Source organism: Mycobacterium sp. GA-1199 (assembly GCF_001500045.1).
Taxonomy (GTDB): Bacteria; Actinomycetota; Actinomycetes; order Mycobacteriales; family Mycobacteriaceae; genus Mycobacterium.
The window spans coordinates 269,728-283,165 of sequence record NZ_LQIX01000012.1 but is presented as its reverse complement, the minus strand read 5'-3'; the positions used below and the strand labels follow the sequence as shown (position 1 = coordinate 283,165).

General features: G+C 69.0%; 11 protein-coding genes and 1 pseudogene. 3 read left to right on the top strand and 9 right to left on the bottom strand.

Going from position 1 to position 13,438, the window contains the following annotated elements; genetic code table 11:
• Positions 1–7: 7 nt before the first annotated feature.
• The 7 genes and pseudogenes from AU198_RS10380 to AU198_RS10350 form a co-directional block, all read right to left on the bottom strand.
• Entirely contained in the window at positions 8–556 is a 549-nt protein-coding gene (locus tag AU198_RS10380; RefSeq protein WP_064348013.1) for a hypothetical protein, read from the bottom strand.
• Between the two features lie 30 nt (positions 557–586).
• A complete protein-coding gene (locus tag AU198_RS10375) occupies positions 587–1,462 on the bottom strand; it encodes an NAD(P)-dependent oxidoreductase (RefSeq protein ID WP_064348012.1) in 876 nt (291 codons plus the stop codon).
• An 8-nt stretch (positions 1,463–1,470) separates the two neighbouring features.
• Complete coding sequence (locus tag AU198_RS10370) at positions 1,471–1,851, bottom strand: carboxymuconolactone decarboxylase family protein (RefSeq protein ID WP_064348206.1); 381 nt, start codon at positions 1,849–1,851, stop codon at positions 1,471–1,473.
• Positions 1,852–1,884: 33 nt separating this feature from the next.
• Entirely contained in the window at positions 1,885–2,736 is an 852-nt protein-coding gene (locus tag AU198_RS10365) for a cutinase family protein (protein WP_231744643.1), read from the bottom strand.
• A 100-nt stretch (positions 2,737–2,836) separates the two neighbouring features.
• On the bottom strand, positions 2,837–3,871 hold the full coding sequence (locus tag AU198_RS10360) for an NADP-dependent oxidoreductase (protein ID WP_156431548.1): 1,035 nt from the start codon (positions 3,869–3,871) through the stop codon (positions 2,837–2,839).
• Between the two features lie 9 nt (positions 3,872–3,880).
• Positions 3,881–5,183: pseudogene (locus AU198_RS10355) on the bottom strand (spinster family MFS transporter).
• 206 nt (positions 5,184–5,389) lie between these two features.
• The gene (locus tag AU198_RS10350) at positions 5,390–6,052 is read right to left on the bottom strand and encodes a M15 family metallopeptidase (protein ID WP_064348011.1); all 663 of its coding nucleotides are present in this window, start codon (positions 6,050–6,052) and stop codon (positions 5,390–5,392) included.
• A gap of 95 nt (positions 6,053–6,147) precedes the next feature.
• Here AU198_RS10350 and AU198_RS10345 point away from each other — a divergent pair, with 95 nt between their 5' ends.
• Positions 6,148–7,383, top strand: a complete 1,236-nt coding sequence (locus tag AU198_RS10345) for a cytochrome P450 (protein WP_064348010.1) — start codon at positions 6,148–6,150, stop codon at positions 7,381–7,383.
• Here the strand turns inward: AU198_RS10345 and AU198_RS10340 are convergent.
• Complete coding sequence (locus tag AU198_RS10340; protein WP_064348009.1) at positions 7,340–8,803, bottom strand: WS/DGAT/MGAT family O-acyltransferase; 1,464 nt, start codon at positions 8,801–8,803, stop codon at positions 7,340–7,342. The genes AU198_RS10345 and AU198_RS10340 overlap by 44 nt on opposite strands.
• 4 nt (positions 8,804–8,807) lie before the next feature.
• Entirely contained in the window at positions 8,808–9,629 is an 822-nt protein-coding gene (locus AU198_RS10335) for an alpha/beta fold hydrolase (protein WP_231744625.1), read from the bottom strand.
• Positions 9,630–9,812: 183 nt separating this feature from the next.
• Here AU198_RS10335 and AU198_RS10330 point away from each other — a divergent pair, with 183 nt between their 5' ends.
• Both AU198_RS10330 and AU198_RS10325 read left to right on the top strand, forming a co-directional pair.
• Positions 9,813–10,958 (top strand): XdhC family protein, encoded by a 1,146-nt coding sequence (locus tag AU198_RS10330; protein WP_064348007.1) that lies wholly within the window; start codon positions 9,813–9,815, stop codon positions 10,956–10,958.
• A gap of 140 nt (positions 10,959–11,098) precedes the next feature.
• A complete protein-coding gene (locus AU198_RS10325) occupies positions 11,099–13,435 on the top strand; it encodes a xanthine dehydrogenase family protein molybdopterin-binding subunit (protein ID WP_064348006.1) in 2,337 nt (778 codons plus the stop codon).
• Positions 13,436–13,438 lie beyond the last annotated feature (3 nt).

Below are 13,438 nucleotides of genomic sequence, written 5' to 3'. Positions count from 1 at the left end.
GGCGGGATTAACCCGCCGTTGCCAACCTCTGCGGCGGAGCGCGCATGCCGAGCCCGTAACTGAGCAGGACGGATTCGGCGACAACGGTTTTGACGAAACGGTGCACCCGGTGCACGCGCGGACGCAGTCCGGACGTGGCGAAGATCCGCAGCCACCGCAGCACGGATACACAAACGACGTACAGGTATTCGACGCAGGCGATCGCCGCCCCCAGGATCACGGCGGCGCCGACGTGGGCCGCGGTCATCGCGGGGGTCAACCCCAGGGCCGCGGCCGAGTGGATGTGCCCGCCGGCGACGACGAAGGACAGGTGGCCGAGGAGCTGCGCGAGGCTCAGCGCGCCGACAGCGCCGAACAACCGCGCGTGGCGGCCGTCGAGCGCGGGCCGCGCGACCACGGCCCCAACGGTGCCGCACACGAGCATCGCGACGATCAGCGCCGATCCCCCGGGAAGCCCGCCGCCGGCGAACGTGTGCGCGGTCGCGGTCAATACGGCAGAACACGCACCGACCAGACCCCCGCGCACCCAACGTGCGCGCGACTTCGGCGTGTTCACCTGCCGAACTCTACCGTCGGCGCTGCCCGGTCAGCCCTCGACCACCACACCCGCGGCGGCTTCCATGGGCTTCACCACCGCGGTGAAGTCGGATTCGGGCCCCTCGCTGGCCATCGTCGCCTCCCAGACCCGGGCCACGGCGGCGGCGAGTTCGGTCGGCAGGCCCAGCGCCTTGGCCTCGTCGAGGTAGAGCCGCACGTCCTTGACCATCAGCCCCGTCGCGAAGCCGTAGTCGAACGTGCGGGGCAGCACCGCCCGCGGAAACTTGTCCCGACTGGCATGAGTGCCACCGGAACCCGCGTTGAGCACATCGATCATCACCCGGGCGTCGAGTCCGGCCTTCACACCGGCGACCATCGCCTCGGCGGTGACAGCCAGCGTCGTCGCCGCGATCACGTTGTTGACGAGCTTCATCGTCTGAGCCGCACCGGGCTTCTCACCGACGAACGTCGCCCGCCCGAGAGTTTCGAAGAGGGGCGTGCACGTCTCGTAGTGCGCTCGCGGCCCCGACACCATGATGGCCAGCGACCCCGCCTCGGCCCCGTGCACACCGCCGCTGACGGGGCTGTCGAGCGCGCCGATCCCGCTCCCGGCCAACAGCGCGCTGTTGCGCTGCGCGGCTTGGCTTCCCACCGTCGACAGATCGACGAAACGTTTGACGAGAGTCCCGCCGGCGACCTCGGCGGCGACGGACTCCGACGCCTGCGGGTTCGGCAGGCTGGCCAGAATCGTCGGCACGCGGTCGGCGACCTCGCGCACCGAGGCCGCGCGCTGCGCCCCGGCTTCGACCGCCCTGTCGACCACCTCGGGGCGACTGTCGCACACCACCACCCGATGCCCGGCCGCCCGCAGGCGGGCCGCCATCGGGAAGCCCATGTTGCCGAGTCCGATGAAGCCGATGTCCATGTCGCGGCCTACCGCTGTTCGGCGTCGTCGAAGGCGGCGCGCGCGGTGCGGAAGGCCTCCACCGCGGCCGGCACGCCCGCATACACCGCGACCTGCATGAAGATCTCGCGGATCTCGTCGCGTGTCACGCCGTTGGTGAGCGCGCCCCGCACGTGGGTGCGAAGTTCGTTGGGGCGGTTCAACGCCGCGAGCATGGCGAGGTTGAGCATGCTGCGCGTCTTGCGGGACAGGCCCTCGCGGCCCCACACCGCTCCCCAGCAGTACTCGGTCACCAGGTCCTGGAACGGCCCGGTGAAGTCGTCGGAGCCGTCCGCCGCCTTCTGCACATAGGCCTCACCGAGCACCGCCGTACGGATCTCACGGCCCTTGTCGTACACGTCTTGGTCCACCACTCGAGAGTGGCAGACCGCGACGGGGACCGCTCAGCCGGCGGGTGCGGGTGCCGGCGCGGGTGCGGGTGCCGCGAACGGCGCGGGCGCCGGCGGTGGTGCCGGCACGGCCAACGGCGCCGGAGCCAGTGCGGGGGCCGGTGGGGGCGGGGGCGCCGGAGCCGGCTCGAGACGCGCTACCGCGTAGGCCGCACCCTCGGCGGGCATCCCGTTCACCATGTAGGAGTTGTGCGCGAAGCTCGGAAGACCGATGGGAGCGCCGTTGCAGATCGTGTCGCCCTCGGCGCACAGGCTCAGCGTCTTGTCCTGATACGACGGTCCGATGACGATCGCGGGTGCTCCGGCATCGGTCAGGAACTGATCCGAGGGCCGGCCGAACAACACCACAGCGGCGACGTGGTCGCCGATCTCCTCGGACATCGGCTCAGGGATGAACTCGCGGTACTCAGCGGGTATCTCCTCGGGGATTTCCGCCGAGGTCACATATCCGGCCACCGCAGCGCCCTGTGAGAACCCGCCGAGCACGATCTCCGTGTCCGGGCACGCCGCTGCCGTCGACTCGACTTTCTGTCCCGCATCCCGGATTCCGTCGACGACCGTGCGCGCGAACTGGATCCGGTTGCCGAAGTCGCCGCTGGCCAGGTAGTTCACCGGATAGACGTCGATCGACCGTGGGCCGGCCTGGGCACGCAGCTGGTCGACGAATGCCTGCCCGACCCCGCCGACACCGACCGGCTCGCCGGTCCCGCGCGCGAATACCACCTGCACGTCCGGACAAGCGGGCGGCGGGGCAGGCGCGGGGGGTGGAGGCGGCAATGGTTGGGCCGCCGCGAGGGGAATCGTTCCGGTCAGCAGCGCCGCGAACGGCACCACCAGACCCAACATCCGAGCGATTCGTCGAGCGCCCATGCCACCACTCCTATGTGTGAGTCGACCAATTGCGACGTTCGTCATACCCGCTTTGATCCGCGACCAACCAACCGTTTTACGAGGGAATTTTCCCGCCACCCGGCTCACTGATCTTGACCAACATCTTGCCGATGTTGGCACCGGTGAACAAGCCGTTCATGGCGTCGACACAGGCCTCGATACCCTCGAAGATCGTCTGGCGGTGCACCAGCCGGCCCTCGTCTGCCCACCGGCGCAGCGGCCCGAATGCCTCTTCGAAGCGCCCCCACTCGTCGAGCGCGTTGAATCCCTGCATCAGCGCGGTCTTCGACAGCAGGTTGACGTAGTTGGCCGGGCCGGGGTGCTCCCCGGTCAGGTAGCTGGAGATGACGCCGCACAACACCACCCGCGCCTTGTGAGCCAGCCGGCCGAGCACCGCGTCGAGGATCGGCCCGCCGACATTGTCGAAGTACACGTCGACGCCCTTGGGGCAGTGCTGCTTCAACGCCGCGGGCAGGTCCGTCTCCCGATAGTCGATGCACGCGTCGAACCCGAAATCCTCGACGACGGCGCGGCACTTCTGAGGTCCACCCGCGATACCCACCACCCGGGCCCCGGCGATCTTGGCGATCTGACCCGCAACCGAACCGGTGGCACCCGCTGCCGCCGAGACCACCACGGTCTCCCCCGGCTGCGGCTTGCCGATCCCGACCATTCCGAAATAGGCCGTCGCGCCGGTCGGGCCGTACACCGACATCACCGCCAGTTGGTCGACGTCGGGGCCGGGCACCGGTGTGGTGAAGATGTCGTCGCGGCTGATGACGTACTCCTGAAACCCCGTCAACGTCGTGACGACGTCGCCGACGGCGTAGGCATCGCACCGCGACGCCACAACCTCACCGATGCCCGCCGCGCGAATGACCTCTCCGAGTTGCACAGGCGGCAGATAGCCGGGCTGGTCGTTGAGCCAGGTCCGGGCCGCGGCGTCGATGCCGATGTAGGTCGTGCGCACCAACGCCTCACCGTCGGCGGGCTCGGGCGCGGGCGCGGTGATCAACTCGGTGTCGGCGGGCTGGACCAGCCCGAGAGGTCTGCGGCGCAACACGATTTGGCGGTTCATCAGCTCGGCCACGAGGCGAACCTACCCAATGTGTGCGCCGCGGTGGGCGCCTGTCGACTCGACGATCTCACGGACGAACCTTCGACTGGCCAGCAGGTAACAGGCGATCGCGACCACCTGGAACACCGGCACGATCAGCAGCGCCCGCCCCAACGACATCGCACCGAGGTCGTCCTTCAGCGCATCGCTGATGACACCGGTGAGGAACGGGCCCGCCGACCCGACGATGGCGCCGAAGAACAGGAAGATCGCCGAAGCCGTCGCGCGCTGTTCGGGTCGGGCCAGTCGCTGGATGGCCGCGATGGACGGCGCCATGTACGCCGTGCCGACGACGTAGCTCAGCGAGATGAACCATATGCACAGCGTCCGGTCGCCCACCGTGAACGCCAGCGCCGAGAACGGGAGCATCGCAGCGGTCATTGCGGCCACCAGCCACAGCAGCCACCGGGGATCGGAGGCCGACAACCGGTCCGCGACCCGGCCGACGACCAGAAGGCCGAGGATGCCCGTCACCCCGCTGGCGATGCCGTACTGCACCCCCGACCTCGCCCAACTCCATCCCGCGGGTCCGGACCAGATAAGCGGGGGCGAAGGCCGTCAACGAGTAGCCGGCCACCGAGATGCACGACGCGCCGACGACGACGCCCACGAAGCTGCCTTTGCGCAGCAGATCCCAGGCCTTGGCGGGCACATCGACGTCGACTTGGGGATTGGCCGGCATCGACTGCCTACGCCCGAGCGCGATGAGGACCAAGGGGGCGACCGCCACGCTGATCGCCCCCATCACGACGAAAGCCATTCGCCAGCCCAGGGTTTGCGCCAGCAGGCCGCCGCCGATCAGGCTGGCCGCGCTGGCCAGTGGGATGGCGAGCGTGATCACGGCCAGCGGCGCCGCGCGACGCTCCGGCGCGAAGTTGCGCGCGACATACGCGTGCGCGGCCGGTGTGCTGCCGGCCTCACCGATCGCCACGCCCACGCGGGTGAACGCCAGTTGAAGACCCGACTGCACCGCGCCGCCCAACATCGTCATCGCGCCCCACAGCGTCAGGCACGTCGACACCACCAGCCCGAACGCACCACGGTCGGCGATCCGGGCGATCAGCAGGCCGAGCACCGCGTAGACGGCCAGGAAGCCGAACCCGTTGATCACGCCGAGCGCGGTATCGGACAGGTCCAGTTCGGCCCTGATCGGTTCGGCGAGGACCGCGGGCAGGAACCGGTCCGCGTAGTTCAGCGTCCCGACGATCGCGAGCAGGGCGACCGCAACCCAGGCTCGCCGCGCGCTGTGGGTGCCGCTGACCGGAGCGAGCTGTGCAGTAGCCATGTCGTGGGCAGCTTTCCAGAACTTCGTCGCGGACCCGGGATTAATTGGATTTCAAGGGGGTAAATAACCGGCATGCCCGAAGCCGAAGAAGTCACCGCGGTCGCGATCTGCGGCGGATGTGGTTACCCGACACTCGGGCCGAACCTGTGCTCCTACTGCCAAGCCATGACCGCCGATCCGGCCGCCGCCTGACGGCTGACCGGCAGTTAGTTCACGGGGACGTCGAGTATCGGGTGCCGCCGGTTCGCACCCGGCGCGTCGAAATGCCACCATTCGCCGGCGTAAACGGTGAGCCCGCCTGCGCCCATCGCGTCGCGCAACCGTTTGCGGTTGGTCTGAGCCGCGGGGCTGACCCGGTCGATGGCATGAGCGTTGGCGCGCGAAGTGAACTCGTCGAAGCCGGTACCCATGTCAACGAGAACACCGTCACGGGACAGGGTCACGTCGACCGACAACGCCGCTTCATGGCTGCTGGCGTAGGGGCCGGGCCGGGCCACCCACCCGGGATCGGAGACGGCCTCGAACATCCGCACCTGAACGTCGTGTGGGCGGTAGCAATCCCAGAACACCAGCACCTCCCCGCCGGGGCGTAACGCGTCGGCGGCCGCCGCCAAGCCGGGTGCCATCGACTCGTGGACCAGGCACCGCGCATCGGCGGGATACAGCTGCTCGCCCACGAAGTTGTCCGTCGTCGCGTAACGCAGGTCGATCACCGCGTCGGGCACCACGGTGCGGACATCGACGAGTCCGGCCGCCCGGGCCGCATCTGTCAGGGGCGGCACGGGTGGGTCCGGTGTCGCTGTGGCAACGCCGGTCGGCCACGCGAGGACGACGGCGACCGCCGCCGAGCCCGCCAAGGCAATACGCATTTCGCCTCGCTTCCGGACTGGAGTAGTCGCCTACGCTAGTCGGCTTCCCCGGCGCAACCGAGCATCGAAGTTGTCGTCACGCCGAGGAGGTCACCATGAGCGTCGCCATCAACGACCGGCAGAGCCCGACGGTGTTCGAGGCCGACGTGCCGACCCTCTCTTATGAGGACGCGCCCGATGCTCACGAAGCACACCGGCGGATCGCCGAGGCGCGCCGCGCAGGACCGGTCGCGATGGGCGCTCACGGACCCGAGTTGTTGAGCTACGAGACGGTCCGGGCGGCCCTGCGCGACCACCGCATGTGCGTCCCACCCGGTCTCGGGTTGGAGGCCCAGGGCATCACCTCCGGCCCGCTGTGGGATCGCGCCGTCACGACGCTCCTCAGCGTCAACGGTGAAACCCACGCCCGGCTTCGCCGCCTGGTGTGCAAGGCGTTCACGCCACGCTCGGTGGGCCGGCTGGAGACGACGATCACCGGAATCATCACGGATCTGGTGGACCCGCTGGTGGCGTCGGGCCGGTGCGAGGTCGTCGCGGACATCGCACGTCCGTATCCGGTTCCGGTCATCGCCGAGCTGCTCGGCGCCCCGAGCGAGGACTGGAAGTTGTTCTCCGAGTGGGCCGATGACTTCTTCAAACTGTTCCAGTGGAACGCGGCCGAACACGCGCCGGCGATCCTGCAGGCCTGGGCCGAACTCGACGACTACATCGACGGGATGGTCGCCGAGCGCCGCAGGACGCTGACCGACGACCTGATCTCCGAATTGATCCGCGCCGAGGACGACGGCGACCGGTTGAGCATCGAGGAACTGCGCATGCTCGCGGCCGGCATTTTGATGGCGGGCACCGACACCACCCGCAACCAGCTCGCCGCCGCGGTGGACGTGCTGTGCGACCACCCGGACCAGTGGGAGCTGCTGGCCCGGCATCCCGAGTTCGCGATGAACGCCGTCGAGGAACTGATGCGGTTCTATCCGGTCGTGTTCGGGGCGATGCGTCTGACGATGGAGGACGTCGAGTACGGCGGCGTGACCCTTCCCGCAGGCACGTTCGTCCTGGTGAACACGGCCGGCGCCAACCGCGATCCTGACGTGTACGACGAACCCGACCGCCTGGACATCACCCGGCGGGGTGCCGCGCCGATGCAGAGCTTCGGCGCCGGTGCGCACTACTGCCTCGGCGCGAACCTGGCCCGTCGAGAACTTGCCGAGGCGCTCGTCGTGATGAGCAGCCGCATGCGCAACCTGCGGCGTGCCGGACCCGCGACCTGGAAGCCGCTGGTGGGCATCACCGGCCCTGCGACGCTTCCGATCGTGTTCGACCCGCGCTGACCTGTGGCAAAGCACCGGCCATCTCGGTGGTGGTATGGCCGAGGCCTGCGGCCCTGCGCAGTTCGGTGAAGGCGGCGATGAACGCGTCCGTCGCGGTGTGGACGTCGTCGAACGCCAGGTCGTCGCAGAGCACCGAGATGTTGAGCTGGTCGACGTAGCTCCACACCGTCATGTTCATCGCCGAACCGGCGGCCAGGGGACCGACCGAGTAGATCTCGGTGACGACCGCACCGGCGATCCGGCCGCGCTCGCGGGGTCCCGGCACGTTCGACACGATCAGGTTGAACAACTGGTTCGGCGCCTCGCGCCGCGACATCCATCGGAAGGTGGCGCGAGCCGCCGCCGGCGGTACGTAACGCAGGCCCTTGCCGACGGTGGCCGGGCCCAGTGACTCGTTGTCCTCTTTGGCCATCCGCGAGGCCGTCCGGATCAGGCGGAGCCGTTCGCACGGATCGGCGATCTGTACCGGCAGAGACACCAGCATGGTGCTCAATTCGTTGCCGGTGATGCGGTGAGGCGAGGTGTCGGTCGAGGCGGGAACCGAGGCGATCAGCGCCCGGTCGGCGACCCCCTCACGCTCGATGAGCAACGTGCGCAGTCCGCCGGCGGCGATCGCGAGCACCACGTCGTTGACGGTCACCTCGAGGTGCCTGCTCGTCGCTTTGACCTCGTCGAGCGACAGGGTGGCGGTCGCGAACGCGCGCCCGGCCGAGAGCTTGCGGTTGAGGAAGGTGGGAGGCGGGTTGAACCGTTCGGCGAGTTCTGGATGGCGGCGGCGCTGACGCGCTCCCCGCTGAAGTCGGTAGGCGCCTACGGCAACCTCTTTGACGACGCCGGGCAGGCTCGCGAGTTGGCTGAGGTGGTCACGTGCGGCGAACACGAGCAGGGCTGGGGCCGAAAGTGATTCGGAGTCGCCTGCGGAACGGGACTCGCTGCCGCCGGTGCCTGGCCATTCCATCGCGCGGGCCATCAGGTTCGCCGACGCGACACCGTCGGCCAACGCGTGGTGCACCTTGCCGATCACCGCGACGCGGTTTTCGGCGAGACCTTCGGCGTAGTACAGCTCCCACAGCGGTCGGCCGCGATCCAAGGGCGTGCTCGCGATCTGACCGATCAGCGCGTCGAGCCCCGCACGCCCGCGCGGTTCCGGGACAGTGACTTTTCGGACGTGATAGCCGAAGTCGATGGCCGCGCCTTGCCGCCACACCGGCCGATGCAGGTGAAGTGGAACCTCGACGAGTTCGTACCGGAAGGGGTCGAGGTCGGGTAGGCGCTCGCGGAAGGTCTCGAGGAACGCGTCGAACGTCGGCTCGCCCTCGAACCGCGAGGTGTCGACAACGGCGATCTTGAGCGTGTGCTGGTGCACGTTCGGCGTTTCGCTGGACAGCAGCAGCGAGTCCCAGCCGCTGAGGCGCTTCACGTGGTCACCCTTCGGCGGACTTGTACCGCTCGATCGGCGGCAGGCGTCTGCTGACCGACTCGGCTGCGGTCAGCAGCGCTTCGACGAACTTGTCGGAGGCGAACGTGCATCCGGCGTGACCGGCGGCCACGTCGACGGTTTCGGCGTCGGGTATCCGATCGGCCAGCCACCGCTGCCGTCGCACCCCGAAGGCCCGGTCGCGTGTCGTCACCACCACCGCCGTGGGGACGTCGATTTCGTGGACCCATGTCGTCGAGTCGAAGCGGATGACCTCCGCCACGGCCCGGGTGATCGCACCGGGCGACGTACTGCGCACCTGGTTGAGCAGCCACTGGTGGTTCTGCAACGCGCCGGGACCCACCATCGCGGCGGGTGCGAGTCGCCTCGCGGGCGGGCTCAGCGATTCGAGCAGAGCGGCGAACACGCCGGTCGCGATCCGCTCGTAGCCGGCTCGGTTCACCGCCGCCGCCGCGGCGCACAACACCAACCCGTCGACACGTGCCGGATGGCGCTTCCAGACCAGCTGGGCCACAAGCGATCCCATCGAATAGCCGACCGGCACGAACGTCCGGATGCCCAGGGCATCGGCCAGGGCGGCGACGTCGTCGGCGCAGTCCTCGAGCAGGAACCGCGGCGCGGTGATGCCCTGACCGTGACCGCGCTGGTCGAAGACCACCACGCGACCGAGTTCCCGCAATGCGTCCAGCGCGGGATACCACGTCATGACGCCCGTGCACGCCACCGAGTGCAACAACAGGAAGACGGGGCCGTCGCAGGGCCCCGAGTCGACGACGTACGTCGTACCGCGGCCGGGCAAGTCCACCATGCGGCCGTCCGGGACGTGGGCAGCGGAGGCCAACGCGGGTAACGACGGCAGCCGCGGAATGGACAGCGGTTTGGGCAGATTCCAGGCGATGCTTCAACGATAGAGCGAACATGACGCGCCGTCCGGCGTTCGCGCCCCTTCCCGCTGAGCACTCGCACAGCGTTTCGGGCTTAGACTGCGAGCGTGCGCGAGGTGCTCGATGAGTTGCTGACCGTGTGGCGGTCCGGCGGCGCCGCCGGCGTGGCCACCGTCGTGCGCACGATCCGCTCGGCACCCCGGCAGCCCGGCGCGACCATGGTGGTCAGCCCCGACGGCTCGGTCGCCGGTTCGGTCTCCGGTGGCTGCGTCGAGGCCGCCGTCTACGAACTGGCCAACGAGGTCGTCGCCTCGGGTCGGCCCGAATTGCACCGCTACGGCATCAGCGACGACGACGCGTTCGCCGTGGGGCTCACGTGCGGCGGCATCATCGACATCTTCGCCGAACCGGTGTCGCGCGAGACCTTCCCGCAGTTGGCTGCGATCGCCGACGACATCGCCGCCCACCGGCCCACCGCCGTGGCCACCATCATCGCCCACCCCGACGCCGGCCGGATCGGGCGTCGCCTGGTCATCGGCGCGGATTCGGTCGATGGATCGCTGGGCTCGGCCCGCCTCGACGCCGCGGTCACCGACGACGCGCGTGGGTTGCTCGCAGTCGGCCGCACGGGCGTGCTGTCGTACGGCCCCGACGGCCAGCGACAAGAGACGGGCATGGAGGTGTTCGTCGCCAGCCACGCACCACCGCCGCGGATGCTGATCTTCGGGGCTATCGACTTCGCCGCCGCCCTCGCTCAGCAGGGCGCCCTGCTCGGATATCGCATCACCGTGTGCGACGCCCGCCCCGTCTTCGCCACCCCGGCCCGCTTTCCCGGCGCCGACGAGGTGGTGGTGATGTGGCCCGACCGCTACCTCGCGGAACAGGCCGAACAGGGCGCGATCGACGCCCGCACCGCGATCTGCGTGCTCACCCACGATCCGAAGTTCGACGTCCCCGTGCTCCAGGTCGCGCTGCGCCTACCCGAGGTCGGGTACATCGGGGTGATGGGATCGCGCCGCACGCACGACGATCGGATGGGCCGGTTGCGCGAATGCGGCCTCACCGACGCCGAACTGACCCGGCTGGCCAGCCCGATCGGCCTCGACCTCGGGGCGCGAACACCCGAGGAGACCGCGGTGTCGATCGCGGCGGAGATCATCGCGCGCAAGTGGGGCGGCGGCGGCCGACCGCTGAGCGACACCGACGGACGCATCCACCACGACGGACGAGACGAACAGGGCTTAGAGGGTTGATCGCATGTACCTGGTGCGAGTAATCAACCGGATAAGGACCGCAGACGCGTTCGCCGCGGCCGATGAGACAACGCGTATGGAAATGTCGTTCTCGGATGCGATAACGTCACTCTTTACACGGCGAGGAGAAGGGTGAACCGGTGACTTCTGCTTCAGCGGAGAAGGTCGCGACCCGTTACGCAGGAACCCGGGTCGCGCGCGTCGAGGACAACCGACTCCTCACCGGCCGCGGCACTTTCGTCGACGACGTCGTGCGACCCGGAATGCTGCACGCGTGCTTTGTGCGGAGCCCGTTCGCCAGGGCCAAGATCAACGGCATCGACGCGTCGGCCGCGCTGGCCATGCCGGGTGTGCACGCGGTGTTCACCGCCGACGATCTCAACCCCGACGTCAAAGAGGCCTGGCACGCGGTCGCCGGCAAGGACATCCCGGACACGCCGCGCCCACCGCTGGCCGAAGGTGAGGTGAAGTTCGTCGGCGATCCGGTCGCGCTCGTCGTGGCCGACAGCCGCTACCTCGCCGAGGACGCCGTCGATCTGGTCGACGTCGACTACGAACCACTGCCCGCGGTCGCCGACTTCACGAAAGCCGTCGGATCGTCGGTGGTCGTGCACGAGGCCTACCCCGACAACGTCGCGGGCGGCATGGGCGGAGCCCCGCCCGACGAGGAGACGTTCGCCAACGCCGCCTGCGTCGCATCGGCGAACGTCTATCAGCAGATCCACTCCCCGGTGCCGATCGAGTGCCGCGGCATGGTCGTCGAGTGGACGCCTGCGACCGAGGAACTGACCCTGTGGGCGTCGACCCAGACGCCCCACGAGTTGCGGGCGTTCTGCGCCCGACTACTCGGCATCCCGGCGCACAACGTGCGGGTCATCATGCGCGACACCGGCGGTGGCTTCGGCCAGAAGGTTGTGCCGATGCGCGAGGACATGTGCATCATGCTGGCCGCGCGCAAAGTGCCGGCGGCGTTGAAGTGGATCGAGGACCGCCGCGAGAACCTGATGTCGGCGGGTCAGGCCCGCCACGTCGACGGCACCGCCCGGATGGCCCTCGACGAGGACGGCACCATCCTGGCCGTCGACATCGACTTCGCCTACGACGTCGGCGCCTACCCCACCCCGTACCCGGTGCTGACCACCGCCGCCGTCGGCATGTTCTTCCCCGGTCCGTACCGGGTGCCGAAGGCCAGCTTCAACTACAAGACCGTGTTCTCCAACACCGCGGGCCTGCACGCGTACCGCGGGCCCTGGCAGTACGAAACGTTGGCCCGCGAAGTGCTTTTCGACATCGCCGCGCGCAAGCTCGACATGGATCCGGTCGAACTGCGGCGGCGCAACATCCTGCGCGGCGACGAGATGCCCTACTTCAACCCCAACGGCATGCCCTACGACCACGTCGCACCCGCCGACACCTTCGAGCAGGCCGTCAAGATCCTCGACCACGAGGGCTTCCGCAAGGAGCAGGCCGATGCGCTGGCCGAGGGCCGCTACATCGGTCTGGGATTCTCGGCCTACATCGAACCGACCGGCGCCGCGACCGGACACCTCGGCACCGAGGGCTGCACCATCCGGATGGAGCCCACCGGCAAGATCAACGTCTACGTCAACGGCGGGTCGACCGGCAACAGCCTCGAGACCACCGTCGTGCAGTTGACCGCCGACGCCCTGGGCGCCGACATCGCCGACGTGTCGACGATCCAGGGCGACACCGCGGTCACCCCGTACGGTGCGGGCACACAGGGCAGTCGCAGCGGTCCGATGACCGCGGGTGCGGTCGCTGAGGCGGGCGCGTTGTTGCGCAAGCAGATCATCGCGATGGCCGCGCCGCGCCTGGAGGTCGACGAGGCCGAGGTGGAGTTGACCGGCTCGCGCGCGGTGGTGAGCGGAAACCCGGACAAGAGCGTGAGTTTCGCCGACCTGGCCTACCGCGCCTACTACGAGCCCCAGCAGTTGCCGCCCGGTGTCTCGTCGTCGTTGGAGGCCACGGCGCGGTTCGCCTCACCACCCGAGGCGATGATCCACTGGGCCAACGCCACGCATGCCTGCACATGTGAGGTCGACATCGAGACCGGGCGGGTCACCCTGACCCGCTACATCGTCAGCGAGGACGTCGGTCCGATGATCAACCCCAACGTGGTCGAGGGTCAGATTGCCGGCGGCACCGTGCAGGGTATCGGCGGTGCACTCCTGGAGGACATGGCCTACGACGACGACGGCAATCCGCTGTCGAGCACCTTTGTCGACTACCTGCTGCCGACGGCCACCGAGGTGCCCGCGATCGAGTACGGCCACGTGGAGATCCCCGGACCCGGCGTCGGCGGGTACAAGGGTGTCGGCGAGGGCGGCGCGATCGGTTCGACTCCCGCCGTCATCAACGCGATCAACGATGCCCTGGCACCTCTCGGCGTCACCCTGACCCGCCTACCCGCCAGCCCCGCCGCGATCGTCGAGGCGATCGAGAACGCCAAGAAGTAAGGA

Bases quoted from the DNA above. Each gene is read 5' to 3' on its own strand.
- AU198_RS10375 (WP_064348012.1), bottom strand. From the start codon at position 1,462: ATGGACATCGGCTTCATCGGACTCGGCAACATGGGCTTCCCGATGGCG.
- AU198_RS10365 (WP_231744643.1), bottom strand. From the start codon at position 2,736: ATGTTGGGTCTGGTGGTGCCGTTCGCGGCGCTGCTGACCGGAACGATT.
- AU198_RS10350 (WP_064348011.1), bottom strand. From the start codon at position 6,052: ATGCGTATTGCCTTGGCGGGCTCGGCGGCGGTCGCCGTCGTCCTCGCG.
- AU198_RS10345 (WP_064348010.1), top strand. From the start codon at position 6,148: ATGAGCGTCGCCATCAACGACCGGCAGAGCCCGACGGTGTTCGAGGCC.
- AU198_RS10335 (WP_231744625.1), bottom strand. From the start codon at position 9,629: ATGGTGGACTTGCCCGGCCGCGGTACGACGTACGTCGTCGACTCGGGG.